The organism is Rhizobium sp. BK060 (assembly GCF_014193145.1).
Classification (GTDB): domain Bacteria; phylum Pseudomonadota; class Alphaproteobacteria; order Rhizobiales; family Rhizobiaceae; genus Rhizobium.
In genome coordinates, this window is record NZ_JACHYW010000024.1 from 15,583 (window position 1) to 42,377 (window position 26,795).

A 26,795-nucleotide genomic window follows, 5' to 3' on the forward strand; every position below is an offset into this window, starting at 1 on the left:
CACGGAGCGGACGCCCCGAAGGGCGTCGGCTCCGACGTCGTTACGCTACTGCGCGCATCAATCGTGACCTGTCTTCATTTCCCGGACCTGCTGCATCACTTGCTCCAGATTGTAGCTTGCAGGGCTCTGAAGCGGCGGGAAGTCGATGTAGGTCTCGAGATGCTTCAGCCACAACTGCTGGCCGATGGGCAGGATGTTCCAGTCATAGACATAGGCGGTGGACGGTGACGCGATGGCGCCGCCTGTACCGAAGAGCGTCTTCAACTGTTCTCCGACCGAGGTTTCGAATGGGTCGCGCTTGATGTTGACGACCTGCGTCCAGGCGAACGGCCTCACCCCGGCAATGAATCCAGCCGGATCGTCGGAGACCATGGCGAAGTACATCTTCCAGTTCTTGTAGCGGACAGCCGACGGCTCCTTACCGGAATAGTACAAGAACGAGTCGCGCGCGGATGGCGACTTGCCTTCCAGGAAGTCGCGCTGGTCGATCCCGTCGAGCGTGGTCTTGACGATCTCCGGATACTTGCCCGCCTCGATCTCTTTCTTCAGGCCGTCGCCCTTCGGACCGCCTGCGATGTTCACAAAGGTCGGCAGCCAGTCGAGCGCAGAGAACATCTCGTTCTTGACTGTGCCGGGCTCGATGTGCCCCGGCCAGCGAACCAGAAGCGGCGCACGCATGCCGCCTTCCCAGGTGCTGAGCTTTCCGCCCTTGAACGGGGTTGTGCCGCCATCTGGGAAGGTGATCGTCTCGGCACCGTTGTCGGTCGTAAAGACGACGATGGTGTTGTCGAGTTCTCCCATCTCCTCGAGCCTCTTCAAAACGTAGCCGATATTGTCGTCCATCTGCTTCATGCCGGCTTCGTTGACGCCCCAGTCCTTGCCGCCGGGCTCGCCGACCATTGCCAAGTACTTGTCAGGCAGCACGGTGGTGATGTGCATGCGGGCCGGGTTGTACCAGACGAAGAACGGCTTGTTGGTCTTCTTCGGGTCATTGCGGTCGAGGAAATCGATGACCTTGGCCGAGATCTCCTCGTCAATCGTCTTGGAGCGCTCAAGCGTCAGAGGCCCCTCATCCTTGCAGCTTTGGTTCGCCGGGGATCCGTCGGACGATTTGCACGCAAGCATCGGACGCGGCGGCGTCAGGCAGGTCGTGGTTTTTGGGTCCACCGCCGCCGGGTCTTCCGCTATCCCAGGAATCGGCGTGTTCCTGCAAGCTGGTGCGATCCCCTGCTCGGTTGCGGTCTTGTTGATGTCGGGGAAGCTCACCCCCTGCATGGCGTCGAGGTGATAGAGGTAGCCCCAAAATTCCTGGAACCCGTGTGCCGTCGGCAGGGATTCGGTGGTATCTCCGAGATGGTTCTTGCCGAACTCACCTGTCGAGTAGCCGAGATCATACAGAAACTTGGCGAGGTGAGGCGTGCCGGCCCGCAGGTAGGACGGGCTTCCGGGAATCTCCGGCAGAACCATGCCGACGCGCACCGGCTGCATGCCGGTGATGAACGCGGTCCGCCCTGCCGTGCAGCTCTGCTCGGCATAGTAGGTCATGAACTTCGCCCCTTCCCGGCCGATGCGGTCGATATTGGGCGTTTCACCGACCGCAAGACCTTGGTGATAGATGCTCGGCTGCATCCATCCGATGTCGTCACCCATGATGAACAGGATGTTGGGCTTCCTGGTCTCCTGCGCATGTATTGCCGCCGTGCTCGCCAGCAGGCAACCGGCGACGGCAGCCGCCGCTGTGCATATCTTTGCCGTTCGTCTCATTTCTGATGCCTCCCTCAAGGGACTTCGCGTGGATGGCCACGTTGGTTGAAAAGACGTGTCAAAGCAGAGGAGACAATTCGGAGAGCTCCAAGTTGCAACTCAGCAGAATGGAGCGAAATAGCGCTCATGGCGCGCATTGTTGCCCCTCGACTTGCCGAAAGAGGGCATGTCCACTCTTCCACATATTTTCTACATCGTATCAGTGGGTGCAGATATTGCCCTTTAGGGAATCCGAATTCGGCTTGGCAGTTGCTCCGCCCAGACGAGCGTGAGGCCGAAATCGAGCTGGGGTGTCCTTCCTCCGGGAGCCTCTCGTCGCAACAGATGTTAGCACTGTCCCTGCAGTGAAAAGCGGCGAACGCGACTTGCTCGCCCCCTATTCAATCGCCCTTCAGCCACCAGGCAGGGCTTCATGGGCTTGTCCGGCAGGCGGGCCGTGAACCGCAGTGCCGACGCGGAAGAGAGCGGCCACGAGGCGTCGGGCGGGCGTGATCGCGACTCTTCAAGTTGACGTTGGCTTCACCCGGCGCCGCAGATGCACTTGACAAAATCGGCTTTTGTTGGCGCCTAGACGCCAAGACTATGTTATCGTTCATTGAATACAACAAAGGAATTACATGGGCCGTTCATTTCAGACGCTTTCCTTCCTTGCCTCCTCGGCAACCGAGGCGCTGGCGGCGCGGGAAGAGCTGATTCGCATCTATGGCGACGTGCCCCCTGATGATGCCGACGTGATCGTCGCCCTTGGTGGCGACGGCTTCATGCTGCAGACCCTGCACAGCACAATGAATTCCGGCAAGCTTGTCTACGGCATGAATCGCGGCTCCATCGGCTTCCTCATGAACGACTACCGAACGGAGAACCTGCAGGATCGGATCTGCGCAGCCGTCGAAAACGCTTTTCACCCGTTGCAAATGACAACGGCGAATTCAGACGGCACGAATTCGACAGCACTTGCCATTAACGAGGTGTCGTTGTTCCGGCAATCCTACCAGGCCGCCAAGCTGCGGGTCGAGGTGGACGGCGTCGTCCGGCTCGACGAACTCATCTGCGACGGTCTGATGGTGGCAACGCCCGCGGGTTCGACGGCCTATAACCTCTCGGCCCATGGGCCGATCCTGCCGCTTGACGCACCTCTTCTGGCGATGACTCCGGTCAGCGCGTTCCGGCCGCGGCGTTGGCGCGGCGCGCTTCTGCCAAACAAGGTGACGGTCGATATTCACATCCTCGAGGCGGAGAAGCGCCCGGTCAACGCGGTTGCCGACAACACGGAAGTCAAATCGGTGCTTCACATTCGCATCGCTCAGTCGGAACATACCACGGCGCGCATTCTTTCCGATCCTGATCGATCATGGTCCGATCGAATTCTTGCCGAGCAGTTTGAGGACTGAGAGATGAGTCTGCGACGAACGACGCTTTGCGCACTGCTGCTCGCCGCGATCGCGCTCTGCGCTCGAACCGCTGCGGCCGAAGACGCAACCCTGCCGGCTTCGATCATATTCGCGACAAGCACGGGTTACTGGGAGGACGACGGCACGACGCCTGTCGTCCAACGGGCACCTTCAGCTCCTCGGACCTCGGCGGCAGCTGCCGCTCCGGCAAAACCGCGCCACGGCTATTACAAACTGTTTGCTGTCAGGCAAACAGACCGGACGGCCAAAATCTATCTGCAACAGATCGAACAGGGCGCTGGTGGGCCTGCGATTGCCTCGACCGTGGAATTGCAGGAACTCAACGATCTAAAGCCATATGTCACCGACATCCGGCCTGAAAGCTCATCCGGCATGCTCAAGGAGCCTGGCCTTTTCGCAATGGTCTACCTAAAGACCGACCCGGATGCGGAATCGGAAACGTGGACAGTTGTCATCGACGAATTCGGTGAGGTTACCGTTGGCAAGGCAAGCAACTAAAGCGTTGTTGCTGCTCTTCCGCACGAGAATCCCCAACAAGCAGGCTTTTATGATTGAATCAAAAAAGGCCCCTTTCGGGACCTTCTTCAAATTCACACTTCGGAGTGATCAGTCGACGTCGTCTACGACCGCGTCCGGCTTGCCGCTGATGCGGTGGGCGAGCGCCGCTTCCATGAACTCGTTGAGTTCACCGTCCAGGACATCGCCCGGCGCCGTGCTTGCCACACCGGTGCGCAGGTCCTTGACCAGCTGATAAGGCTGCAGAACATAGGAGCGGATCTGGTGTCCCCAGCCGATGTCGGTCTTGGACGCCGCTTCCGCGTTCGCTGCTTCTTCGCGCTTCTTCAATTCCGCCTCGTACATGCGGGCACGCAGCATGTCCCAGGCCTTGGCACGGTTCTTGTGCTGCGAGCGTTCCTGCTGGCAGGCGACCACGATACCCGTCGGAATGTGCGTGATGCGCACGGCCGAGTCGGTCGTGTTGACGTGCTGGCCACCCGCGCCCGACGAACGGTACGTGTCGATGCGGCAATCGCTTTCGTTGATCTCGATGTTGATCGAGTCGTCTACGACGGGATAAACCCAGATCGACGAGAAGGACGTGTGACGGCGCGCGTTGCTGTCATAGGGCGAAATTCGAACGAGGCGATGAACGCCCGACTCGGTCTTCAGCCAGCCATAGGCATTGTGCCCCTTGACGAGCAGCGTCGCGGACTTGATTCCTGCTTCTTCGCCATCGTGAACTTCGAGAAGCTCGACCTTGAAGCGTTGACGCTCCGCCCAGCGGGTATACATGCGCAGAAGCATGTTGGCCCAGTCCTGGCTTTCCGTGCCGCCGGCGCCGGAGTGAACTTCGAGATAGGTGTCGTTGCTGTCGGCTTCGCCCGAAAGCATCGCTTCCACCTGACGGCGGGCAGCCTCAGCCTTCAATCCCTTGAGGGCGTCTTCGGCGTCCTTGACGACGCTCTCATCGCCCTCTTCCTCGCCCATCTCGATGAGCTCGATATTGTCGGTGAGCTCTTGCTCGAGCTGCCTCACGCCATTGATGCCGTCATCCAGCTGCTGGCGCTCGCGCATCAGCTTCTGTGCTTCCTGCGCATCGTTCCAGAGGTTCGGATCCTCTGCCTTGTTGTTCAACCAGTCCAGTCGTCTTACCGCCTGGTCCCAGTCAAAGATGCCTCCTCAGCAGGGTGATAGCCTGCTTGGTTTCATCGACCATGTTCTGGATTTCCGCTCGCATTTTCCTGCTTCTTTGCGTTGCTTCGAAAGTTGCCCGTCAAATAATTGTGGCGGCTGCGGATGTAAAGAGCCGCAGCCGCCACAACTGTTCGGGGGAAGGTTTAGTAGAGTCCGCCAGCGCCGGACTGCACGGCCTGATTGGCCTGCGGAGAGGTCTTCAAAATCTCCTCGGGCGCCATGGTGTTGTCCATGCCGATAACCGAGAAGCTGTCGGCAGGACCAGTGCCCGGCTTGAAAGCTTCGATGATCGTGTTCGGATCGCCCTGCGCCGCAGCCATGCCGGTCTTGCGGTCGATCGGAATGAGGTTCATCCCGGCGGGAATGACAAACTTGGACGCCGGCATGTCCTTAACGGCTGCCTGCATGAATTCGTTGAAGACCGGCGCCGACAGCGAGCCACCCGTGCCACCGCGGCCGAGCGTCGAAGGCGAGTCGAAGCCGATATAAAGACCGGCGACGAGATCCGGCGTGAAGCCAACGAACCATGCGTCCTTCTCGTCGTTCGTCGTACCGGTCTTGCCAGCAACGTCACGCTCACCGAGATCGATCTTGCCGGCAGCGGTACCACGCTGCACGACGCCCTGCAGCATCGAGGTGATCTGGTAGGAGGTCATCGGGTCAAGAACAGTTTCGCGATTGTCGACGACGTTGGGCTCGTCCTGGTTCTGCCATTCGCTGGCATTGCAGCCCTCGCAGACGCGCTCCTCGTGCTTGAAGATCGTGCGGCCGTAGCGATCCTGGATCCGGTCGATCAGCGTCGGTTTGATCTGCTTGCCGCCGTTGGCGATGACCGAATAGGCCGACACCATGCGAAGGACCGTGGTCTCGCCGGAGCCCAAAGACATGGCGAGAACCGGCATCATGTGGTCGTAGATACCGAAGCGCTCGGCATATTCGGCAACAACATTCATGCCGAGGTCGTTGGCAAGACGCACCGTCATGCGGTTGCGCGAGTGCTCGATGGCGAAGCGAAGGGTATTGGCGCCACCGCCCTCGCCTTCATAATTGTCCGGCGCCCATACCTGGCCATTGCCGGTCTGGATCGAGAGCGGGTCGTCGCTGACAACTGAAGCCGGCGTATAGCCATTGTCCATGGCCGCCGCGTAGACGAACGGCTTGAAGGACGATCCCGGCTGGCGCATCGCCTGGGTCGCGCGGTTGAATTCCGACTGCGCGTAGGAGAAGCCGCCGACCATCGCAAGCACGCGACCGGTCTTCGGATCCATTGCGACCAGGCCGCCCTCGACCTTCGGCGGCTGGCGAAGCCGGTAGGAATTGGAACCGTCGTCGCCCAACCGCTCGACGTAGACGACATCGCCGGCGGACAGGACGCCCTCCGGCGACTTGACCGTCTTCCGGCCGGCAGCCGAGCGATACGCCCATTGCATGTTCTTGGCCTCGATGACACCGCGCTCACGCTCGGCAGGAATCTTGCCGGCGCCGTCTTTCGGCGGCTGAAGTCCGATGTCGACGCTGTCGCCGGAAACGGCCAGTACAACTGCCAATCGCCATTCGGACACGTCGGTCAGCGCCGGAATATCGGCCAGCGCCTTGCCCCAGTCAGCCGTCGTGTCGATCTGCTTGATTGGGCCGTGGAAGCCGCGGCGCTCGTCATAGGTCGTCAAGCCGTCCTGCAGCGCCTTGCGCGCGAAGACCTGCAGCGCAGGATCAAAGGAGGTACGAACGGACAGTCCGCCTTCGTACAGCATCTTCTCACCGTACTGCTCGATCAACTGGCGGCGGACCGCCTCGGCGAAATAGCCGGATGCAAAGAGCGAAGGCCCGCTGCTGCGACCGGTAACACCAAGCGGCTGCTTCTTGGCCTCGGCACCGTCAGACTGGCTGACATAGCCATTTTCGACCATGCGATCGATGACCCAATTACGACGGGTGACCGCTGCTTCGGGATGGCGGAATGGATGATAGTTGGCCGGGCCCTTCGGCAGGGAGGCAAGATAGGCCGCGTCGGCGATCGTCAGTTCGTTCACCGACTTGTTGAAATAGGTGAGCGAGGCGCTCGCAATACCGTAGGAGTTCAGGCCGAAGAAGATCTCGTTCAGGTACAGCTCAAGGATCTTGTCCTTGCTGTAGGCTTGCTCGATACGGAAGGAGAGGATCGCTTCCTTCGCCTTGCGCTCCATCGTCTGTTCGCTGGAAAGCAGGAAGTTCTTGGCGACCTGCTGCGTGATCGTCGAACCACCCTGCGTCGGACCGCCGGTCAGGTAGGCAACGACTGCGCGCGCAAAGCCAGTAACGTCGATGCCGGGATGCTGATAGAAGTTTTTGTCTTCCGCAGACAGGAATGCAGCCTTGACGCGATCGGGAACCGCCTGAATCGGCAGGAAAAGTCTGCGCTCCTTGGCGTACTCCGCCATCAGCGCACCGTTGCCTGCATGCACGCGGGTCGTCACCGGCGGCTCGTAGCTGCTCAGCACTGCGTAGTCTGGAAGGTCCTTCGTGACGGTTGCCAGGTAAACGGCAACAACAGCCGCCACGCCCAGGAACAGGACGCAAGCCACTCCGAAGAAATATCCAAGAAGTCTAATCATATTTAAGCTACCGGTATCTCAATCATCGATCGGCGCGAGCATAACCATCGCATGGATCGGGGCATCTTGCGTGTTGGGCGACTTACTCCATGAGCGTTTTCGCCACAAGCCGATTCCGTTTCACCTATGGAAACACAAGCCTGAGTAACGGCGTGAATGTGAGTAAAATAGGGCCTTGAAGCGCTATTCCCACATTGCAATTGCGTTACCCGAGCAAGTGTCGCATCTGCGCCACGGCTGAACTTAGCCGCCATTTGCAACCATCGCCATTCGATAGTGCTTCACCGCCTCCGTCAGCAGGTCCGCCATCTTTCCCCGCCATCCGTCATCGAGGAGCAGTTTTTCGTCTTCCCTGTTCGAAAGGAAGCCTAGTTCCAACAGGATAGACGGCACATCTGGCGCCTGCAGAACGCGGAAGCCGGCATGGCGATGCGGATTGTTGATTGTCCCCACCTGATCCTTGAAAGACGCGAGCACGCTCTCTGCCAGAGAAATCGAGAAAGCCTGCGTTTCGCGGCGTGTCAGGTCGAGCAGAATATCGGCGACTTCGGGAGGCTCGGCCACGGTCTCCTTGCCGGCAATCTGGTCGGAAAGGTTTTCGCGGTCGGCGAGATCGGCGGCGAGCTTGTCCGAGGCCCGGTCGGAGATCGTGTAGACTGTCGCGCCGCGAATATCCTTCTGCTTCAGGGTGTCGGCATGCATCGAAATGAAGAGGCCTGCATGGTTCTGACGGGCGATCTCCACACGCTCGGACAGCGACAGGAACGAGTCGTCCTTTCGCGTCAGAAACGCCTTGATGCCGGACTCGCGGTTGAGGCGATCGGCCAGCGCCTTGGCGAATGCGAGCGTTACGTCCTTCTCCTGCGTCTTGGTATCGACGCCGATCGCGCCCGTGTCGATCCCACCGTGACCGGCATCGACAGCGATGATGAAATCGCCGTTGGCCGGCTTCTCCGGCGCAGGAATCGCACTGGTCGTCTGTTGAGGCGAAGGATCGCTCCATGACTGGGCCTTGACCAGTTCGATGAACTTGTCCTTGTCCGTCATTGCAGCATCGAGGACGAGACGATGCCCCTTGCCGTCCTCATCCGCCTGAACCTTGGCGACTTCCATCTTCACCGGCTTCTTGGCCGTCAGTACGATGCGCGCACTGTCCTGATCCATCCTTCCGTAACGGATGTCCTTGAATAGCCCCCTCGCCTCGAGGTCGGCGGTTGGGAACCCGAAGGCCGTCGCGGGCAGATCGATCACCACGCGTTCGGGATTGGCGATGTAATGGACCGAAAAATCCGGGGCCCGATCGAAATCGATGACGATACGGGTGCGTGCATCGTCGCCGATGATGCGGGCACCGTAGGCGAGCAAAGGCTCAACCTTGGCTGCATCATTTGCTCTCACGTCCGGAAGACATACAAAAACCATCGCCGCCACAGCGACGAACGCACCCGCAACCTTCGTCCTCCGCCATCCGGATATCACCGTCGCGGGTCGTACCCTCTTAAACAATCGACCGCCACACCTTAAATAACATTCCGATCAAGTTCTCCCGGTAAACGCGAAATTGCCCGTGTCGACGTCCTTCGCGGCCGCGGAGCCGAATCGGGGCCCTTAATCCCCGATTTTCTATGCCTTCCAAAATCCATCAATATTATGGCACATTTGGCTTTTCCCTTGCTATTGTGACAGAGAAAACATACAAGGATTTTTAGGGTAGAAGTGCTGACGGGATAGAGTCGCCTGCACGGCAGCCAAACCGATAAGGAACTGGCGCCACAACCGGCAATCGTCTGCCGTCATATGTGTTTCCACTCGAAATTGGATCCTGAATTTTCCGGCGTATGCGGGAACTTCATCGGTGGATAGCCACCAACCGCTCTTTACAGAGAGAGCAAACTCATCGGACCTGAACAAGGTCTTAGTTTTGTCGATCTCGCTTGGTCTTTGATGGTGTCGCAGCAGGTTTTATCTGAAGTCTACAGGCCCCGGGAGAATATCTCCCCCGCTGCTGTCTGGCTGCTGCCTTCCACACCGCACCAATCGCGACTTTCATTATCCGGCGCTGCAATGACGAGCCGCACCTCTTCTGTCTCATCGACACAAGCGGATGCTGACGTTCGACCGCGCCGAGGAGCACAGCTTACATGGCAGACAAGATGCTTATCGACGCGTCTCACGAGGAAGAGACGCGCGTTGTTGTCGTTCGCGGAAACCGCATAGAAGAATTTGACTTCGAGTCGCAGCACAAGAAGCAGATTCGCGGCAATATCTATCTCGCAAAGGTAACGAGGGTCGAACCCTCGCTGCAGGCCGCCTTCGTTGATTACGGCGGCAACCGGCACGGCTTCCTGGCCTTTGCCGAAATTCACCCCGACTACTATCAGATCCCGCTTGCCGATCGTCAGGCCCTGCTTCGCGCCGAAGCCGAAGAGCATCGCCGCGACGACGACGTCGAACATGTCGAGACGGCACCGGTCGATCTCTCCACCCAAGAGCAGCCGGACGTCGGTGTCGAAGCGCCTACAGCGGAAGCCGCGCCAGAGGTAGAAACTGCTGCCGTAATCGAGACGGTCGAGGCCGTTGCGGAAGTTGCCGAGGAAGCACCGGCCAAGAAGGCAAAGCCCCGCCGCAGCCGCAAGAAGGCAGCGCCGGCTGCCGAAGCGCCGGCAAGCGATGAGGCTGCCAGCGAAGCCACTGTTGACAACGATGACGAAGGCTCCTCGGGCAACGAGATGGCTGCAATGGTCGAGACGGACTCGATCTCCGAAGAGGTCGACGCGCGCCGCCGCAGCGATGACGACGATGACGACGATCACGACCACGAAGAGGAAGTGATCGAATCAGTCGGCGCCGAAGATGCCATGGAGGAAGTTCCCGATCGCGTCCAGCGCAAGCCGCGCAAGCAGTATCGCATCCAGGAGGTCATCAAGCGCCGCCAGATCCTGCTCGTTCAGGTCGCCAAGGAAGAACGCGGCAACAAGGGTGCTGCGCTCACCACCTACCTGTCGCTGGCAGGCCGCTATTCGGTTCTGATGCCGAACACCGCCCGTGGCGGCGGCATTTCCCGCAAGATCACCAACCCGCAGGACCGCAAGCGCCTGAAGGAAATCGCGCGCATGCTCGAAGTGCCCCAGGGCATGGGCGTCATCCTGCGCACCGCGGGCGCAAATCGCACCAAGGTCGAGGTCAAGCGCGACTTCGAATATCTGATGCGTCTTTGGGAGAACGTCCGCACGCTGACGCTGCAGTCGACCGCTCCCTGCCTCGTCTATGAGGAAGGCTCACTTATCAAGCGCTCGATCCGCGACCTCTACAACAAGGATATCGGGGAGATCATCGTCGCCGGCGAGGAAGGCTATCGTGAAGCGAAAGACTTCATGAAAATGCTGATGCCGAGCCACGCCAAGGTGGTTCAGCCTTATCGCGACATCCACCCGATCTTCTCGCGCTCCGGCATCGAGGCGCAGCTCGACCGCATGCTGCAGCCGCAGGTGACGCTGAAGTCGGGCGGCTACCTGATCATGAACCAGACAGAAGCGCTGGTTTCGATCGACGTCAACTCCGGCCGTTCGACCCGCGAACATTCGATCGAAGATACGGCGCTCCAGACGAACCTCGAGGCGGCCGAAGAGATCGCCCGACAGCTTCGCCTGCGTGACCTTGCGGGCCTGATCGTCATCGACTTCATCGACATGGAAGAGAAGCGCAACAACCGCGCCGTCGAGAAGAAGCTGAAGGAATGCCTAAAGAACGACCGCGCCCGCATCCAGGTCGGCCGCATCTCGCATTTCGGTCTTCTCGAAATGTCGCGCCAGCGCATCCGCGCTTCCGTTCTCGAATCGACGACGCAGGTCTGCTCGCATTGTGGCGGCACCGGCCACGTCCGTTCGCAGTCCTCGGTTGCCCTGCATGTCCTGCGCGGCATCGAGGAATACCTGCTCAAGAACACGACGCACAACATCGCGGTTCGCACGACGCCTGATATTGCGCTGTACCTGCTCAATCACAAGCGCCAGACGATCGTCGACTACGAAGTCCGCTTCGGCGTTGCGATCATTATCGACGCAGACGGCTCTGTCGGCTCGCAGCACTTTGCGATCGACCGCGGCGAGCCGGTCGAGAACCCGGTCAAGATCGAAAGCCTGTTCAACTTTGCCGCCATTCCCGATGACGACGACGATATCGTGGTCGAAGTCGACGAGGAGGAAGAAGAGGAACTGGAGGCCAAGCCGGCCGCCGCTGAACGTCCGGCACAGCGCGCCGAAGGCGATGGAGAGGGCCGCAAGCGCAAGCGCCGCCGCCGTCGTCGGGGCCGTAACGGCAACGGCGAGCCGGTAGCCACCGACAGCAACTCTGCCGAGGCTGAGGAAGGCGACCAGACCGGCAGCGATGACGAGGATGAAGGCGACCAGAGCGTCGCCACCACCTCGGAAACGCGTGACGAAGGTGATGAGACCCAGCGCCGCAAGCGCCGCCGTCGTGGCAAGCGCGGCGGCCGCCGCAACCGCGAGGAAGGCGGCGAGCAAGAAGCTTCTGCGGCGGAAGTGGCAAGTGACGGTGCTGAGGATGGCGAGACAGAGGTAACCGCCGCCGAGGTGATCGAAGCTGCCGCTGACGAAGCAGTCGAAGCTCAGCCAGCGATGGCAGCTGTTGAAACAGGCGCCTCGGTTACTGAGGACGTGAAGCCGAAGCGCGCACGTCGTAGCCGCAAGGCATCTCCGATCGAGGAGCCCGTTGTGGAAGAGGCCGCGGCGGAAGCGGCACCGACCGCGGAAGCTGAAGCCGAGTCTGCAGCCGCAGACCTCGCAACGCCGGCCGTCGAAGACGCAAAGCCTGTCCGCGCCAACAGGGAGTCGAACATCTCTTCATCTGAACCGACGGTTAAGTCGACGCGCAGCGATGCCGCGGAAAGTGAAGGTGACGGCAAGCCGAAGAAAGCTGGCTGGTGGCAGCGCCGCGGTTTTTTCTAAGACTGATCTTCGGCGATAAATAAGCAATACGATCCGGTTGCGGCGACGCAGCCGGATCTTTTATGCTCTCGTGAGATCGACGTCTCACCTGCTCCGTAGCGAAGGAGCGCAGGTCAAAACCACCTTGGATAGCGCGACCATGCCTGAGCAAGCGTTTGTCGCGGCGCAGATGTTCCGGGCCGGATGCCTACCGCTGATAGCCAGATGATGGCCCCTAAGGACCGCTGACGAAGGCTGCTACGTACTCTTACAAAGTGCCACCCTTGTCGACACATCGGGGATACACGTCTCCGGTTGAATTACACCTGTGATCAACGGGTATGGCCAGCAGGCACGGGAGAGGCGATATGGACATGAAACAGATGATGGCGGCGGCTTTGTTGATGGGGTGCGCGCTTGCCGAGCAACCCGCTTACGCGCAACAGCCACAGCTCCAGCGCACCGATATTGTAAAAGGCGATCTAAGCATTCCTGGCCATGAAGCCGTGCAGGTTCGGGTAGATCTTGAGCCCGGCGCGGTGTCAATCAAACACAGGCATCCAGGCGAAGAGATTGCCTATGTCCTCGACGGCGTGATTGAGTATCAACTTGAAGGCAAAGAGCCCCTGACGATCAAGGCCGGCCAGGCCTTGTTCATTCCCGACGGAGTGGCGCATGTGGCGAAGAACGTGGGCGACGGCAAGGCATCCGAGCTTGCGACCTACGTCGTCAGGAAGGTGTCGGAGCTGGTTCAGCCCGACGAATGAGCCTTGGTGAGTGCGCTCGACGCACCTCAATCCCGCTCGGCAATCGCGGTCTCGTGCGGGTATTCTCCGTAAAACGCCCGCCAGTTCGCGATCGCGAAACCAAGGACCACGAGGGCTCCGCCCTGATGCAGCAGCCCCCAATGAAGCGGGACTTGCAACAACAAGGTGGCGATTCCAATCGCCGCCTGAGCCATCACTAGCACAAAGAGAACGACGGCGCGTCGAGCATGCGTCGTGGACGGCGCTGCAGCAAGGGCAATGATCATGTTGACCAGCGTCACTGCAAACAGGGTGTAGGCACCCAGCCGATGGAGGAACTGCACCGTCTTGGGGTTCTCGAAGAAATTGATCCAGGCCGGTTGCTGGATCAATAGGTCGGAGGGAACGACGGAGCCGTCCATCAACGGCCAGGTGTTGTAGGTAAAGCCGGCATCGAGGCCAGCGACGAGCGCACCGAGATAGATCTGAAAAAACGCAAAAACGGCGATCACAGCGGCCCAGACATGCGAGCCCGGCGTGGGCGCCGGATCATCGGAGTGAGGGGAAAGCCCTCGCATGATCCACATGCAGGACGCGAAGATGAGACAGGCCATGACAAGGTGCGTTGCCAACCGATACTGGCTGACGTCGGTTCGGACGGAGAGCCCTGACGATACCATCCACCAGCCGATCGCGCCCTGCAGTCCACCCAGCATCAGAATTCCGAAGAGAGGCCAGCGCAGCCGTCGCTCCACCTTTCCTGTTACCCAAAAATAGAGCAACGGCAACGCGAAGATGACACCAATGCCGCGTGCAATCAGACGGTGGGCCCACTCCCACCAAAAAATGCCCTTGAACTCGTCGATGGTCATTCCGTCATTTATTTGCTGATACTCGGGAATGCGCTGGTAGAGCTTGAATTCCTCGTCCCATTCCGCGGCGCTCAGAGGCGGAATCACGCCGTGGATCGGCTTCCACTCGGTGATCGACAGGCCCGAATTCGTAAGTCTGGTGGCGCCGCCGACGATCACGAGACAGAACAGTGCCAAGAGCACAAAGCCCAGCCAAATGCGAACAGCCCGGCGATTGCCCTCCTGCCGGCGTATCTCACCCAATATCTGCTGTTCGGTGCTCAAGTTCGCGATGGCCATGGCTGCTCCTTACGTCCGGTAGTTGATTTGCCTGAGCGGCTCATGCAAAACAAGCCCCGAACCTTTGCGGCATGCCGTCGCGGCAGTTCAACACCAGTGCGAAAGATATCTGATGCCTGTCCGCCTCCGGAAATTTATCGGTACGATCCTGATCGTCGTGCTCGTACTCGCCTACGCGGTGCTTGCAAACACGATCGCAGTCGCGACGCTCGGCAACGCTCCATGGTGGGGGCAACTCCTCTACTTTTTCCTGACCGGGCTGCTGTGGGTTCTTCCCGCCATGGTTATCATCAAATGGATGGCAGGGCCGAAGCAGCAGTGAGCCGTTAACGTCAGGATAACCGTGATCGACGGAAAGCACGGTGCGTCGTGGCCCATAAACGAAATGGATGCCCTGCTACCCTATTCTCCGCGCTAGCAAGTCAGACCGGAGAAAAACCGTGCAGGCGCAGAAGCTTCCTGTTCCAGATAAAGCGCAACATTCGAGGGAATCCGACGCGGGCATTTCCGAATTGCGGGCGCTGACCGCGCAGCTTGCAGTGACGGAACTCGATATCGTCGTCCTGGATGGCTTGGAACCGCTGGAAGAGCTCTGGCGCGAGCTCGATCGCGACGATCTGAATTCCCTACACCAAGGTTACGACTGGTGCATGTCGTGGACTAACGCCCATGGAAACCCACTATCGATCGTCTGGGGCAGGCTTGGCGAAGAGACCGCATTTATTCTGCCAATAGAGATAAACAGGTTTCACGGTTTCCGCACCGCCAGATTTGTCGGTGCAGATCACAGCAACATCAACACGGGCCTCTTCACAGCACGCTTCATCGAGCTGGCCAAGGGTCTCGAGCGCCGAAAATTCGCGGAGTTGCTGCGTCGCGCTCTGGTTGGAAGCGCCGACCTTCTGTTGCTGCAGAACATACCGCTGGAATGGCGCGGACGCCGCAGTCCTCTAGCGCTGTTGCCGATCGTCCAGAACCAGAACCACGCCTACCATCTTCCGCTCCTGGCAGACATGGAAACGACACTCCAACAAGTGAGCGCAAAGGGCCGACGTAAGAAGTTTCGAACGCAGCTGAGACGTCTGGAGGCGCTCGGCGGGTTCGACTACATTTCTACCGGAACTTCGTATGAGCAACATCGGCTGCTCGATCGCTTCTTCGAGCAGAAGGGCGAACGATTCAAGGCGCTTGGACTGCCGGATGCGTTCGAAGACTCAAAGACCAAGGCTTTCCTGCACGGCGCACTCGACATTCGCGACCCCGACAGCAAGACGGTGGGGCTGGAAATGCACGCGATCCGCCTGAAGGGCGAGTACGATGGTCATATCGCGGCCCTGGCTGGTATTTCTCGCAAGGGCGACCACATCATCTGCCAAATCAGCGCAATCGATGAAAGCTTGGCGGCGGATGCGAGCCCTGGCGAATTCCTATTCTGGCAGATGATCGCCGGGCAGCATGGCAAGGGCGTCGGCCTGTTCGACTTCGGCCTTGGCGACCAAAGATATAAGCGCTCATGGGCACCAGTAGAAACCGGGCACTATGACGTTGTTCTGCCGCTTTCGTTACGCGGCAGAGTGGGCGGCCTCGTTCACCGGGCAATCACACGATGCAAAGCTTTCATCAAGTCTCGCCAGAAGATCTACCAGCTTGTCCAGCGCATACACCGGATGATCGGCGTTTGATCACGCGGCATGCCGAGAGATCGGGCTTTCAAGGGGCTCGTCGCTATCGGACATCAGCACGACACGCCCGTAGCCGGCCGCTTCGAACTCGGTCATAGCGGTCACGAACTCCGGCTCGACGATCTCAGGCATGGAGAGGATGATTTCGACGTCCTTGCTCTGCGTCAGGCGCGAAACGCCGGCCACGTCGGCAGCGCCGCATTCCACGATCACGAGATCATAGGCCGAGACCAGAGCGTCCAACAGCAAAGACAGCCGATCGGCACCGCGCATCGCCCGGCGCGGATCGCTGATACCTTGCGGAATGAAGTGTGCGTCGGAGCGGCTGTCGCCATGGATCGTATCGCCGAAGGCCGCATCCCCGCAGAGCAAATCGGTTATGCCGAGCATGTTGCGATCCTCGGCCATGAGGTCGGTCGGCAGCCCCGAGCCCGTCATGTCGACTAGTATGACACGCGAGCCATCCTCGGCTAACTTGCGCACAAGCGATACGGTTGCCGCCGAGCCGTCATTGCCGGTCGGCGAAATGGCGATGGCCAAAGGCGCTCTGCTGCCGCGAAGGTAGCCCGAGACAGATGCTATCGAGAACTCGTTCGTTTCGACGGCACTTTCCTCCTCGACTGGCTCGGCAACCGGCTCCTCGTCTGCGGGTGTAGCCAACAGGCTCGGTGTAGCCACCCGCCTGGCGGAACCGGCAGTCGTCGCTTCAGGCTCCTCTGCTTCATCACGCACCACCTTCTCCTCGGGTGGCTCGACGGGGCGGAGTGCCCGACCGCTGAAGAGTTCGGCGAGCATGATCACAATCGATGTCATAATGAAGGTTGCCAACGCAGCGACGATGACGATCGGCAAAACCTTCGGGAAATAGGGATCGACGGGTTTTATCGCCTTCGACACGATACGTGCGTCGGCTGGGCTTGAATTCTTGTCGGAGCGCGACGCCGCCTCGCGGTAACGAGAGAGATAGCTTTCCAGGAGTTGCCGCTGCGCCGTGGCTTCGCGCGTCAGGGCATTTAGACCAACCTCGTCTTCCCCAGCCTGGGCGCTGTTGGCCTTCAGTTTGTCGGCCTGCCGCTCCAGTTCCTTTTGGCGAACCGCAGAGACCTTCGCTTCGTTTTCGATGCTTGCGAGGATCTTCTGCGTCTCCTGGCGAATCTGTGCCTTGATGTCCGAAAGCTGCGCGCGAAGGCTCTTCAGTCGCGGATGGTTATTGAGCAACGACGTCTGCAGGTCGGAGATCTGCGACTGCAGACCTGACTCCGTGCTCTTCAGCCGCTGGATCGACTGAGACGACATGATGTCCTGTAATGTATCGGATGGCTCACCGGAGGAGAGAGCATTGCGTACGGACTGAGCACGCGCCTCGGCATTGGCGCGCTCTCCCCGGACCCTGGTAAGCTCTGCCGAAATGTCGTTCAACTGCTGTGTGGCGAAATTCGAGCCGCCGTTGGTCGGCAGCAGTCCGTGCACGGCGCGGTATTCCGCCACCTTCTGCTCGGCATCATTGACCTTCTGGCGGAGATTTTCGATCTCCGGCTCCAGCCAGCGCGTCGCCTCGGAATTCGAATCCAGCTTGGCGCCGCTCTGGGTGGCAAGGTAGACCGCCGCCATTGCATTGGGGATTGTCGCCGCGAGCTTCGGATCCTTCGAGGTGAAGGTAATGCCGATCACGCGCGATCCCGGCACCTGATAGACCTGAAGCCTTTCCATGAAGGCGTCGATCACGCGCTCTTCGGGGGGATTCTCATACGGGTTTTTCTTGAGGTGGAGCGCCACCAGGATATCGGTGAGTGCCGAGCCATTCGCGGCCGCATCGAACTCCGGCAAATCGTAAAGCTTCTGGCCGTTGATGACCTGCTTGATGAGGTCCGAGGACTGGAGAAGCTGCACCTGGCTCGCAATATTGAGCTCGTCCAGCAATGGTCCCGCATTGGTATCGTTTACCTGCGCATTGGCGAAGGCTGGGGCACGGGGCTCGATCAGGATGCGCGTTTCGCTTCGGTACTTGGGGGAGATCATCTTAGCGCCCGTGAAGGCGATCCCTGCCCCCAACGCGGTGATTGCCAGGACCTTCAGCCGGCGTGCCCAAACGGCGCGGACCAATTGTCCAAGATCTATGTCCACATCCTGATTACCCGATACGCCGGACATGCTTGTACTCCAAGAACAAACGTGGCCGCGAGGGTAAATCACTATAGTAACCCAACGGTTAATGTTTGCGCCGCCCCTCCGGCGGCACATCGACCGGTCGAAGTCAAAAAAATCGGCGGTTTTTACCGACCGTTAACCCTAACGGATTGATAACGGCTGAGATCGAATTCGTTTTCCTATGAGCAGACGCGATGCCCTTCGCACAGCCCAAGTTCCTGATGGCTCTGAGCCTCGCCGCCACGACCGCGGTCCTGAGCGGCTGCAATAGCTACAAGCCCGCCCCCCAAGCCTTCAACCAGGCGACGATCCAGCCCTATTCGCTGGACAGCGGCGACCGGCTGCGCATTACCGTGTTTGATCAGCCAAGCATGACCAACACGTACACGATCGACCAGGCCGGCTACATCGCCTTCCCGCTTGTCGGTCAAGTCCCTGCTCGCGGGCGCACGCTGCAGCAGCTATCGGGGCAGATCGCGCAGAAACTCAGGCAGGGCTACTTGCGGGATCCCGACGTCACGATCGACGTCGACCGCTACCGCTCGATCTTCGTTATGGGCGAAGTTGGCCAGTCCGGCCAATACGCCTACCTTCCCGGAATGACGGTGCAGAATGCCGTTGCCGTTGCCGGCGGCTTCACCTCGCGCGCCAATCAGGGCGCGGTCGATGTGACCCGCAAGATTAACGGGCAAGTAATCACGGGGCGCGTCAATATCTCTTCGGCGATCATAGCCGGCGACACCATCTATGTTCGCGAACGACTGTTCTGATCCGCGATGACTGAACAGCGTCCGCTCCGCATTCTCCATTGTTTCAGGTCACCGGTTGGCGGAATCTTCCGCCATGTCCGCGATCTGGTGCTAGAGCACAGCAAGGCGGGGCACGAGGTCGGCATTCTCTGCGACAGCTCTACGGGCGGCGAGCATGAAGACCGTCTATTCGACGATATTCGTCCCTTCCTGGCGATGGGTTTGACGCGCATGCCGATGCGGCGGCACGTCAGCCTCTCCGATCTCGGAATGCTCTGGGATACGTACAAGAACATCAAAAGTTTGCGGCCGGATGTGCTGCACGGTCACGGCGCCAAAGGCGGTGTGCTCGCGCGCCTTGCCGGCTCAGCCCTGCGGGTGAACAGGTATCGCGTAGCCCGCCTCTATACAGCGCACGGCGGAAGCCTGCATTATTCCCGCAGATCGCTCATGGGGCAATTCGTGCTCCGCATGGAGCGCCTGCAGGAATACTTCACCGACGCCCTCGTCTTCATCTGCGAATACGAGCGCGATGCGTATACGAAGAAGGTCGGTCGACCACGGACGGAAACGCGGCTGATCTACAACGGGATCGGTGAGCGTGATTTCGAGCTCATCCCAACCCGTTCAGATGCAGTCCACTACATCTACGTCGGCATGCTGCGGGACCTTAAGGGTCCCGATCTCTTTGTGGAGGCCTTCGCGAAAGCGGAGCGTATTCTCGGACGTCCGCTTTCGGCCGTGATGGTCGGCGACGGACCAGACCGCGACCGATACCGGGACATGATGATCGAACGCGGCCTGGGCAAGCGGATCAGCATGCTGCCGGCAATGCGCGTCCAGCAAGCCTTCGCAATGTCCCAGAATCTCGTCGTGCCGTCACGCGCCGAAGCCATGCCTTACATCGTGCTCGAGGGTCTCGGCGCCGGCAAGACCATCATCGCAACTCGTGTTGGCGGAATTCCCGAGGCATTGGGCAGAGATAGCCCGGCCCTTGTCAACCCTGACGATTCCGACGATCTCGCGCGCGCCATGGCGGATGCGATCCGCATCCCCGATTGGCATGACGCCGTGATGCCGCCGATGGAGCAGGTGAAGTCGGTTTTCTCGGCCTCGGTGATGGCCAATGATGTCCTGAAATTGTACCACGACGTCCTGGAGCTCCAATCCGGGCAAGCTCTTGCGGTTGCTTCGTAAAAGTTTCTTAGGGGCTTCCTGCTATGCCGTTCCGATAACCAGCGGCGGTAGCCTCATGAACAAGGCAGAGAAGAGCGATCAATTTAACCTCGATGCGCTACGCAAACAGGTTTCAGACATCAATCGGCACAACAAAGACGCGGATAAAAAGGCCCAGCCGGAGCCGATCAACAGCTATGCCCGTCAGATCGCCGAGCAATTCAGTGCGGGAAACCGCTCGCCGGCTATCATCATCGGCCAGTTTCGCCTGTTGGAATTTGCTTCGCAATTTCTGATCGGGCTGCTCGTATTCCTTCTCTGGCCGGGGAATGAGGCGGAGACCCTCTTTGGACGCGCCGTCACTGCCGTAATTGTTGCGGCCCTCCTCGTCTGCGGGCTCCAGACGGCCGACACTTACTCCGTCCCCGCCTTGCGCACGCGTTTGCGCCTGCTGCCACGCGTTTTTGCCGTGTGGGGATCGGTCTTCGTGATCGTCGCTGGCGCAAGCGCATTCGCCGGCAACGTCGGCTCGACCGTGGTGCCGGCCTATTTTGCCTGGTTCGTTGCTGGCGCGATCTTCCTCCTCGCAGCTCGCTTCCTGTTCGCCTACGGCATCCGCAACTGGTCGCGCAACGGCATCATGGAGCGCCGCGCTGTGATCGTGGGCGGTGGAGCACCGGCCAAAGAGCTGATCCGGGTCCTCGAGCAGCAGCCCGACAATGACATCCGGATTTGCGGCATCTTCGATGATCGCGGTGAGAAACGGTCGCCGATCATGGTCGCAGGTTATCCGAAGCTCGGAACGGTCGCCGAACTGGTCGAGTTCGTCCGTATCACGCGCATTGACATGCTGATTATTTCGCTTCCGCTCAGCGCCGAGGCACGCATTCTGCAGCTGTTGAAGAAGCTTTGGGTCCTGCCCGTCGATATCCGCCTCGCCGCTCATGCAAATCGTCTGCGCTTTCGTCCGCGCGCCTACTCGCGCATCGGCTCCGTCCCGATGCTCGATATTTTCAACAAGCCGATCCGGGACTGGGATTCCGTCGCCAAGCGCTGCTTCGACATCTTCTTTGCGTTGCTCGCTCTGGCGCTTTTCTGGCCGATCATGCTGACAACAGCGGTCGCCATCAAGCTGACCTCGAAGGGGCCGGTCTTCTTCAGGCAGAAGCGTCACGGTTTCAACAACGAGATCATCAACATCTTCAAGTTTCGTTCGATGTATGCCGACAAAGGCGATCCGACCGGTCGCGCCGCCGTCACCAAAGGTGATCCTCGCGTAACCCCGATCGGACGCTTTATCCGCAAGAGCTCGATCGACGAACTGCCGCAGCTTTTCAACGTGCTGACGGGCGACCTTTCACTGGTCGGCCCGCGCCCGCACGCCATTCTTGCGCAGGCGAAGGATCGTGCTTTCGGGGACGTCGTGGAAGGCTATTTCGCTCGCCATCGCGTGAAGCCCGGGGTGACCGGCTGGGCGCAGATCAACGGTTGGCGCGGAGAGGTCGATCACGACGACAAGATCAAGTTCCGGACGGCCTACGACCTCTACTACATCGAGAACTGGTCGCTCTGGCTCGATCTGAAGATCCTGTTCCTCACGCCCTTCCGGTTGTTCAATACGGAAAACGCCTATTGAGCGCGGTCGAAGCGACATCTCTGCGCGTCGCCCAGCCGCAACGAGCAACGTTGCGGCTGCTTGGTTCGGCGATGGTCGCCTTTGGCGTCTTTCTCTCCGGCTTCGTTATCGACGAGCCGGCGCCTTATGAGCTCTGGATGGCCGCGCTTCTCTGCATCTGGTTCATTCTGGGGCTTAGGATCTCGCGCTTCACCGTGCCGCTTCTGGCACTGCTGCTTGCCTTCAACATTGGTGGCATGCTTTCGCTGACGCAAATGAAAGATCTCGGGACCGGACCGATGTATGTCGCCGTCTCAACCTTTCTCGCGCTCACAGCGATCCTCTATGCAGCGATTATCGAGGATAGCCATCGGCGCCTGCCGCTCATTTTCAATGCCTGGGCATTCGCCGCCGTCATCACCTCGATGCTCGGGATTCTCGGCTACTTTCACGCCTTCCCCGGCGCGGAGGTCTTCACGCTCTACGATCGTGCCAAGGGCGCCTTCCAGGACCCTAACGTATTCGGCCCGTTCCTGGTCCCGCCATCCCTCTACCTCGTCCACGGCATTCTCGTCGGCAACTTGAGGACGTCGCCGATCAAGGCCTTTGCACTGTTGATCCTGGCGCTTGGCGTGTTTTTGTCCTTCTCGCGTGCGGCCTGGGGTCTTTTTCTTCTCGGCATTGTCCTTCTGATCTTCTGCATGATGCTCAAGGAACGCAGCGGCGCGTTTCGCCTGCGGATCCTGATCCTGTCGCTTGCCGCGATCATGCTACTGATCGGATCGCTGGTCGTTGCATTGCAATTTCCGAAGGTCAGCGCGCTCTTTTCGGCACGCGCCCAGCTCGTGCAGCAGTATGACGGCGAGCACCTCGGTCGCTTCGATCGCCACCGCATTGGCTTCACGATGATGATGGAACGGCCACTCGGAATCGGTCCGCTGGTCTTTGGCACAATGTTTCCGGAAGACGAGCACAATGTCTGGCTGAAATCACTAACGAGCTACGGTTGGCTCGGCTTTCTCAGCTATGTCACAATGCTTTGCTGGACGATCCATCTCGGGTTCAGCAATCTCCTCAGGGATCGCCCGTGGCAGCCCTATCTGATGATCGCATGGATCGGGGTGTTAGGGCATGCAGCAATCGGCAACGTCATCGACATCGACCACTGGCGACATGTCTACCTGCTTTTCGGCGTCGTCTGGGGCTGCGCTGCGCTCGAACAGCGCCATAAACGACGTCTTACAACACGTCGGTCTTGCGAACGAACGCCGGCGCACTAGTCTTTGATTCATGATTACAGCCACACAAATGCGCGGTGCCCGCGCCATGACCGGAATGAGCATCGAGCAACTGGCAGCCGCATCCGGGTTGCCCGCTGCCACCATCGAAACAATGGAACGCGACGAGCAGGACGGGGAGCCACACGCATTGCTCGCCGTCAAGCAAGCACTTGAAGCGGCGGGCATTATCTTTATTGCCAGCGGCAATCACGACGAAGGCGGACCAGGGGTGAGATTGCGGGCGCGCACGGGGGCCGATGAAGGCATCCGCCCGGAAAACCTCAACGCTGCGAACGACGATTAATCCAGTATCTTTCTTGGAGACCTGAAATTACAAATAGGCCTTTGCGAGAGCCGAAAGCTTGCCCTGGTCTCTGACGCCCTGTCGATAGAGCTGGATCAGAAGCGCGCCGATAGTCTCGGCGGCCGAGGTGTTCCGCTCGAGCCCCCTGTCCTTACAGACATCGTCAAGCACCCCGGACAAAAGATCGAGATCGTCCGAGAAAAGCGGCAGGTCACGCGGAAGAACTGGGGATTTGAGCATGACGCCACAGCTCCCATCAGGGGCTATCAATACCAGCAATTGTCATCGACCGCCCATCCATAGCCGACGATGCGGCCACTATGCGCGCGAGCCGGCAATTTATCAACCGAACATTTCTTGCGGAAACATTTATGTGAATGGCGTAGGCCAAGCCTGCCGATGGGCGAGTTCTGCCTCAGTTCTTCAGCTGCTCCGAGGCAAGCTGCGACTGGAGCGAGCCCTCAATGATGATCCTTGCGCTGACCTTGACGACATAGGTCTCGGCCAGTTCGGTCAGCGCCAGCGCGACTTCGTGCTCCGGCCAACCCGACGACACGGCCTTCTCAACCAGAGCCCCAAAGGGCTCCGATAGCGCTTCCCGGCATGTTTTGCTCGTCTCGCGGTCTGCCATGCGTCATCCACCAGCATTTGCGGGGCATATATTACAGAAAACTAATAATTATTCGAGTTACCACGACAAATTTCTGACAGCGGTATTTCCGTTGAGCCTCGACAGGCAGCCATCAGCATCGGAAATACTGCCGGAACAACGCGATTGCGTCGGCGCCGCACAATTGATTCGTCGACAAGTACCATCAAGGAGGCGAGATGACCTTCGGGCTTCTGGGGGTGCCGAAGGTTGAGTAAATGGTCGGGGCGACTGGACTCGAACCAGCGACCCCTTGACCCCCAGTCAAGTGCGCTACCGGGCTGCGCTACGCCCCGACCTGCCAAAACGGCCTGATCCTGTTAGTCTTTTGGGATTCCACACGCAAGAGGAAAATCGCCACTGGTGAATAAAAAGGAATAAGCGCGCTTCAACACAGAAAATCCCGGGGAGATCCGACGGGCAGCTCGCTTCCATTCTCATCCGAAGTCAACGACGCCGACTGGGCCAATTGGAGATGCCGTTCGCAACATGGCAGCGCTCAGCAGCGCGCCACCTGGTGGTTTTCACAAAGCCAGCCAATCAACCGAATGTGCAGACGGACGTAAGGGCTGCCAGTGTTCCCGGTTGAGATCCCTTGATGGATAGTTTCACTTGTGAACAGCTTCCGTGGCGCGCCGTCGATGATTGATATGCCGAAGTGCAGCGAGCCCAATTCCGGTGAGACGCGATGGATCCTATTTTTGTTCCATCGCCTCCCATCGCCGTTCCTTGCGCGTCTTTGGCTTTAGCCGCTTGTAGGTTCTTTCAACGAAACGGAGGAATCTCGTCACATGCATCAGCTTGTCAACGAATGAGCTCAAATTCACGAGACGCTCCGCCAGCACCTCGTTTGCCGTGAAAGCGATCTCGGCAGGAGAGTATTCTGGAAAGTGTGCGGAAAGCTCTGCATAGGAATTGGTTCGCTCGCGGCCAATAATGTCGATCTTCCCGCGCCGATACATTAGTCGCAAGACCACTTGTTCGAACGTCCAGTCATGAACGTCAAGAACCTGATAGCGCTCGCTTCGCTTGGACGAAAAGCCGGCCAGAGTGACCGTTACTCCCAGTTGGAGATTGGCGAGCCAAAAGCACAATGCAAATCCCGTGGTTGGCAGACTTGCAGTTGGATAAAACCGAGCGAACACATCCGTCAGATCCAGATGCCTGACTTTCACATCACCAAATGCGGAAGCTGGGCTGAACTTTTCGCTGTCACCGATGGTCAGATTGATGATCCCAAGGAAGCTACTTTTATCAAAGTACTGGAGAACCTTGGATACTTTGCCGCTTTTGACAAGGTTGGCTCCCAGAGCTCCGCTTCGCGACACCAAAAGGGCATTGCGCGTAAACGGTTTGCTCAGGACCTTGTAGACCTTGTTGAAGAAGATGAAGAGCGTCGTCTCAGGAAAGCGCGACGCGAGCTCGTCGATGTCGACCTCGTCGCTATTTGCCACTAAGACGATATCGCTGTAGCCGAGAAAAAACGATCTCCAATCCTCCGTGTTGATTTCCACTGGAGGAGTCGCGTTCATCGTTTCAAGATCGCTAGCGCCAGATCTGCTCATCGTTCAAACCATGTTTGTGTTGTCGTGCTAAAGGAACGCGTGGAGGCAGTTGCGCGATCGCCGTTCTCCGTTTCACTTCTTCGCCTGTCCCAGTTTTCACCAGGCGCCCCGGCGCTCCCACATAGACGCCAAAAGGCACCGTTATCCTTTCACCACACTGTTCGTCCCTATATGGCGCCTCGGGCGATACGGAAGCCCACAAGCACCCCGACTCCCGCGCCGATCCAATGAACGAAGCTTGACGAAAAAGCCGAGATTCAAGCGTCACACCGGAGCGAACTGCGGATCGATCGCGAGCGCCTTGTCGAGCCACTTTTGAGCATACTCGACATCCTGCCAGTTCTTGAACCAAGGGCCGCCGTTGGTGTAGTGAACGCCCTTCGGATAGCCGGCGGACGGCTTTGAGCTCCAGCCTTCCAGCCAGTTCCACTCTTCCGGAATTTCTCCGATCTCGCTGTCATCGGCCCATTGGAGACGATGAAGAAACGCGCCGGTTTCGGCGTTGATGCGTTCCGGCGTCAGGTTGCGGGTGGAGGGATGGCCGCAATTGAAGAGCATGAACGACGACCAGTTCTTCCGCGGATAAGTTGTCTGGATCTTGCCATCCATCTTTACGCCTTCCTTCGGCGTGTAATCATGATGGACGCAGGCAACGGCCTGGTCTTCATTGCGATACTGCAGCAGGTCAGCGACGTCGCCAAAGAACAGGAAATCGCAATCGCAAAACAAAGCCCAGCCCTTGTAATCGGCAAGCCATGGCGTGAAGAAGCGGGAATAGGTAAATTCCGTTGATGCCAGCGGATCGACCGCGCGGGTGTAGACACCACGGTCGATTAGATCCTGCAGCTTGATTGGGTGTACATCGACCTCGATCGAGGCATGTTCGAGCAGCGATTCCTTCGCAACTTCATAGGCGATATCTTCGCGTGAATCCCAACCGATGTAGACTGATAAGTCTGCCATGCACACTCCCCTTTTCTTCAGTAGTCAGAAGCCGATGGAACACTCGGCGCTGTTCTTATCAGCGCCGATGATTGCTAGCTCGCGCATCGTAACGTCGAGCGTGAGAAGGGCTTCAAAGCTCAAATCTGATTTGAGCAAATGTGAACAACAAATGTAAACAGCAAAACTCACCTTAAACGACGAAAGATGTGGACACTTCGCGACCAGACGCGCGATTGATATTGGCATATCAGCAACATCGAGGGATCGACGGTAGCAATCCGCCGGTCATGGGCCGATCCCACGGAGGACCCGTTTCTGACCTAATTTCCTTGTGTTTCGCCCGGATTGTCACCAACGACGCTTGGCACCTCGAGCGC

General features: G+C 59.0%; 21 protein-coding genes and 1 tRNA gene. 11 read left to right on the forward strand and 11 right to left on the reverse strand.

Translation table 11 applies throughout. The annotated features are described in order from the left end of the window. Positions 1-57 precede the first annotated feature (57 nt). On the reverse strand, positions 58-1,764 hold the full coding sequence (locus FHT71_RS23150) for an arylsulfatase (RefSeq protein WP_132592258.1): 1,707 nt from the start codon (positions 1,762-1,764) through the stop codon (positions 58-60). Positions 1,765-2,381: 617 nt separating this feature from the next. Between FHT71_RS23150 and FHT71_RS23155 the strand changes: the two genes are divergently transcribed. Together FHT71_RS23155 and FHT71_RS23160 are read left to right on the forward strand one after the other, a co-directional pair. Beyond that, positions 2,382-3,155, forward strand: a complete 774-nt coding sequence (locus FHT71_RS23155) for an NAD kinase (RefSeq protein WP_132592256.1) — start codon at positions 2,382-2,384, stop codon at positions 3,153-3,155. 3 nt (positions 3,156-3,158) lie between these two features. Beyond that, positions 3,159-3,674: a hypothetical protein gene (locus FHT71_RS23160; protein WP_132592254.1), complete on the forward strand. Its 516-nt coding sequence runs from the start codon at positions 3,159-3,161 to the stop codon at positions 3,672-3,674. 108 nt (positions 3,675-3,782) lie between these two features. Here FHT71_RS23160 and prfB read toward each other — a convergent pair. The 3 genes from prfB to FHT71_RS23175 form a co-directional block, all read right to left on the reverse strand. After that, a protein-coding gene (gene prfB, locus FHT71_RS23165) for a peptide chain release factor 2 (protein ID WP_132592252.1) occupies positions 3,783-4,914 on the reverse strand; the annotation gives its coding sequence in 2 pieces (ribosomal slippage) (positions 3,783-4,844 and positions 4,846-4,914; 1,131 coding nt in all). Positions 4,915-5,014: 100 nt separating this feature from the next. Then, complete coding sequence (locus FHT71_RS23170) at positions 5,015-7,462, reverse strand: penicillin-binding protein 1A (RefSeq protein WP_132592250.1); 2,448 nt, start codon at positions 7,460-7,462, stop codon at positions 5,015-5,017. A gap of 243 nt (positions 7,463-7,705) precedes the next feature. Further along, a complete protein-coding gene (locus FHT71_RS23175; RefSeq protein WP_132592248.1) occupies positions 7,706-8,884 on the reverse strand; it encodes an N-acetylmuramoyl-L-alanine amidase in 1,179 nt (392 codons plus the stop codon). Positions 8,885-9,603: 719 nt separating this feature from the next. On the opposite strand from FHT71_RS23175, the gene FHT71_RS23180 reads away from it, so the two are divergent. Continuing rightward, positions 9,604-12,429 carry a ribonuclease E/G gene (locus tag FHT71_RS23180; RefSeq protein ID WP_132592246.1) on the forward strand — a complete coding sequence of 942 codons (2,826 nt, stop codon included), beginning with the start codon at positions 9,604-9,606 and terminating at the stop codon, positions 12,427-12,429. A 347-nt stretch (positions 12,430-12,776) separates the two neighbouring features. Beyond that, the gene (locus FHT71_RS23185; RefSeq protein WP_132592244.1) at positions 12,777-13,175 is read left to right on the forward strand and encodes a cupin domain-containing protein; all 399 of its coding nucleotides are present in this window, start codon (positions 12,777-12,779) and stop codon (positions 13,173-13,175) included. Positions 13,176-13,201: 26 nt separating this feature from the next. Here the strand turns inward: FHT71_RS23185 and FHT71_RS23190 are convergent, their stop codons facing one another. Then, entirely contained in the window at positions 13,202-14,305 is a 1,104-nt protein-coding gene (locus FHT71_RS23190) for a COX15/CtaA family protein (RefSeq protein ID WP_007801123.1), read from the reverse strand. A 112-nt stretch (positions 14,306-14,417) separates the two neighbouring features. Between FHT71_RS23190 and FHT71_RS23195 the strand changes: the two genes are divergently transcribed. Beyond that, on the forward strand, positions 14,418-14,627 hold the full coding sequence (locus FHT71_RS23195) for a DUF2842 domain-containing protein (protein ID WP_007801121.1): 210 nt from the start codon (positions 14,418-14,420) through the stop codon (positions 14,625-14,627). 118 nt (positions 14,628-14,745) lie between these two features. Next, the gene (locus FHT71_RS23200; protein ID WP_132592242.1) at positions 14,746-15,987 is read left to right on the forward strand and encodes a GNAT family N-acetyltransferase; all 1,242 of its coding nucleotides are present in this window, start codon (positions 14,746-14,748) and stop codon (positions 15,985-15,987) included. Here the strand turns inward: FHT71_RS23200 and FHT71_RS23205 are convergent, their stop codons facing one another. After that, on the reverse strand, positions 15,988-18,138 hold the full coding sequence (locus FHT71_RS23205; protein ID WP_132592240.1) for a Wzz/FepE/Etk N-terminal domain-containing protein: 2,151 nt from the start codon (positions 18,136-18,138) through the stop codon (positions 15,988-15,990). It lies immediately after the preceding gene. A 191-nt stretch (positions 18,139-18,329) separates the two neighbouring features. Between FHT71_RS23205 and FHT71_RS23210 the strand changes: the two genes are divergently transcribed. Genes FHT71_RS23210 through FHT71_RS23230 form a run of 5 tightly spaced genes read left to right on the forward strand, consistent with a single transcriptional unit; the run spans position 18,330 to position 23,259 of the window. Further along, on the forward strand, positions 18,330-18,905 hold the full coding sequence (locus FHT71_RS23210) for a polysaccharide biosynthesis/export family protein (protein WP_007801115.1): 576 nt from the start codon (positions 18,330-18,332) through the stop codon (positions 18,903-18,905). Positions 18,906-18,911: 6 nt separating this feature from the next. Then, positions 18,912-20,081, forward strand: coding sequence for a glycosyltransferase family 4 protein (locus FHT71_RS23215; RefSeq protein WP_132592238.1), 1,170 nt, complete (start codon positions 18,912-18,914; stop codon positions 20,079-20,081). A 55-nt stretch (positions 20,082-20,136) separates the two neighbouring features. After that, complete coding sequence (locus FHT71_RS23220) at positions 20,137-21,696, forward strand: undecaprenyl-phosphate glucose phosphotransferase (RefSeq protein WP_132592236.1); 1,560 nt, start codon at positions 20,137-20,139, stop codon at positions 21,694-21,696. After that, complete coding sequence (locus FHT71_RS23225; RefSeq protein ID WP_132592234.1) at positions 21,693-22,955, forward strand: O-antigen ligase family protein; 1,263 nt, start codon at positions 21,693-21,695, stop codon at positions 22,953-22,955. The genes FHT71_RS23220 and FHT71_RS23225 overlap by 4 nt, the downstream gene beginning before the upstream one ends. A 10-nt stretch (positions 22,956-22,965) precedes the next feature. Next, positions 22,966-23,259 carry a DNA-binding protein gene (locus FHT71_RS23230; RefSeq protein WP_132592232.1) on the forward strand — a complete coding sequence of 98 codons (294 nt, stop codon included), beginning with the start codon at positions 22,966-22,968 and terminating at the stop codon, positions 23,257-23,259. 27 nt (positions 23,260-23,286) lie between these two features. Here FHT71_RS23230 and FHT71_RS23235 read toward each other — a convergent pair whose 3' ends face one another. The 5 genes from FHT71_RS23235 to FHT71_RS23255 all read right to left on the reverse strand — a co-directional run bounded on the left by FHT71_RS23235 (position 23,287) and on the right by FHT71_RS23255 (position 26,436). Beyond that, a complete protein-coding gene (locus tag FHT71_RS23235; protein ID WP_007801104.1) occupies positions 23,287-23,499 on the reverse strand; it encodes a hypothetical protein in 213 nt (70 codons plus the stop codon). Positions 23,500-23,674: 175 nt separating this feature from the next. Continuing rightward, entirely contained in the window at positions 23,675-23,890 is a 216-nt protein-coding gene (locus FHT71_RS23240) for a hypothetical protein (protein WP_132592230.1), read from the reverse strand. A gap of 237 nt (positions 23,891-24,127) precedes the next feature. Continuing rightward, positions 24,128-24,204 (reverse strand) — tRNA-Pro (locus tag FHT71_RS23245). Between the two features lie 399 nt (positions 24,205-24,603). Beyond that, positions 24,604-25,473: a 3-deoxy-manno-octulosonate cytidylyltransferase gene (locus tag FHT71_RS23250; protein WP_183722218.1), complete on the reverse strand. Its 870-nt coding sequence runs from the start codon at positions 25,471-25,473 to the stop codon at positions 24,604-24,606. A 264-nt stretch (positions 25,474-25,737) separates the two neighbouring features. After that, complete coding sequence (locus FHT71_RS23255; RefSeq protein ID WP_007801096.1) at positions 25,738-26,436, reverse strand: hypothetical protein; 699 nt, start codon at positions 26,434-26,436, stop codon at positions 25,738-25,740. Positions 26,437-26,795: the final 359 nt, after the last annotated feature.

Excerpts from the sequence above, each read along its gene's own strand:
- FHT71_RS23150 (WP_132592258.1), bottom strand. The coding sequence starts at position 1,764 with ATGAGACGAACGGCAAAGATATGCACAGCGGCGGCTGCCGTCGCCGGT.
- FHT71_RS23155 (WP_132592256.1), top strand. The coding sequence starts at position 2,382 with ATGGGCCGTTCATTTCAGACGCTTTCCTTCCTTGCCTCCTCGGCAACC.
- FHT71_RS23160 (WP_132592254.1), top strand. The coding sequence starts at position 3,159 with ATGAGTCTGCGACGAACGACGCTTTGCGCACTGCTGCTCGCCGCGATC.
- FHT71_RS23170 (WP_132592250.1), bottom strand. The coding sequence starts at position 7,462 with ATGATTAGACTTCTTGGATATTTCTTCGGAGTGGCTTGCGTCCTGTTC.
- FHT71_RS23175 (WP_132592248.1), bottom strand. The coding sequence starts at position 8,884 with ATGGTTTTTGTATGTCTTCCGGACGTGAGAGCAAATGATGCAGCCAAG.
- FHT71_RS23180 (WP_132592246.1), top strand. The coding sequence starts at position 9,604 with ATGGCAGACAAGATGCTTATCGACGCGTCTCACGAGGAAGAGACGCGC.
- FHT71_RS23185 (WP_132592244.1), top strand. The coding sequence starts at position 12,777 with ATGGACATGAAACAGATGATGGCGGCGGCTTTGTTGATGGGGTGCGCG.
- FHT71_RS23190 (WP_007801123.1), bottom strand. The coding sequence starts at position 14,305 with ATGGCCATCGCGAACTTGAGCACCGAACAGCAGATATTGGGTGAGATA.
- FHT71_RS23195 (WP_007801121.1), top strand. The coding sequence starts at position 14,418 with ATGCCTGTCCGCCTCCGGAAATTTATCGGTACGATCCTGATCGTCGTG.
- FHT71_RS23205 (WP_132592240.1), bottom strand. The coding sequence starts at position 18,138 with ATGTCCGGCGTATCGGGTAATCAGGATGTGGACATAGATCTTGGACAA.
- FHT71_RS23210 (WP_007801115.1), top strand. The coding sequence starts at position 18,330 with ATGCCCTTCGCACAGCCCAAGTTCCTGATGGCTCTGAGCCTCGCCGCC.
- FHT71_RS23215 (WP_132592238.1), top strand. The coding sequence starts at position 18,912 with ATGACTGAACAGCGTCCGCTCCGCATTCTCCATTGTTTCAGGTCACCG.
- FHT71_RS23220 (WP_132592236.1), top strand. The coding sequence starts at position 20,137 with ATGAACAAGGCAGAGAAGAGCGATCAATTTAACCTCGATGCGCTACGC.
- FHT71_RS23230 (WP_132592232.1), top strand. The coding sequence starts at position 22,966 with ATGATTACAGCCACACAAATGCGCGGTGCCCGCGCCATGACCGGAATG.
- FHT71_RS23235 (WP_007801104.1), bottom strand. The coding sequence starts at position 23,499 with ATGCTCAAATCCCCAGTTCTTCCGCGTGACCTGCCGCTTTTCTCGGAC.
- FHT71_RS23240 (WP_132592230.1), bottom strand. The coding sequence starts at position 23,890 with ATGGCAGACCGCGAGACGAGCAAAACATGCCGGGAAGCGCTATCGGAG.
- FHT71_RS23250 (WP_183722218.1), bottom strand. The coding sequence starts at position 25,473 with ATGAGCAGATCTGGCGCTAGCGATCTTGAAACGATGAACGCGACTCCT.
- FHT71_RS23255 (WP_007801096.1), bottom strand. The coding sequence starts at position 26,436 with ATGGCAGACTTATCAGTCTACATCGGTTGGGATTCACGCGAAGATATC.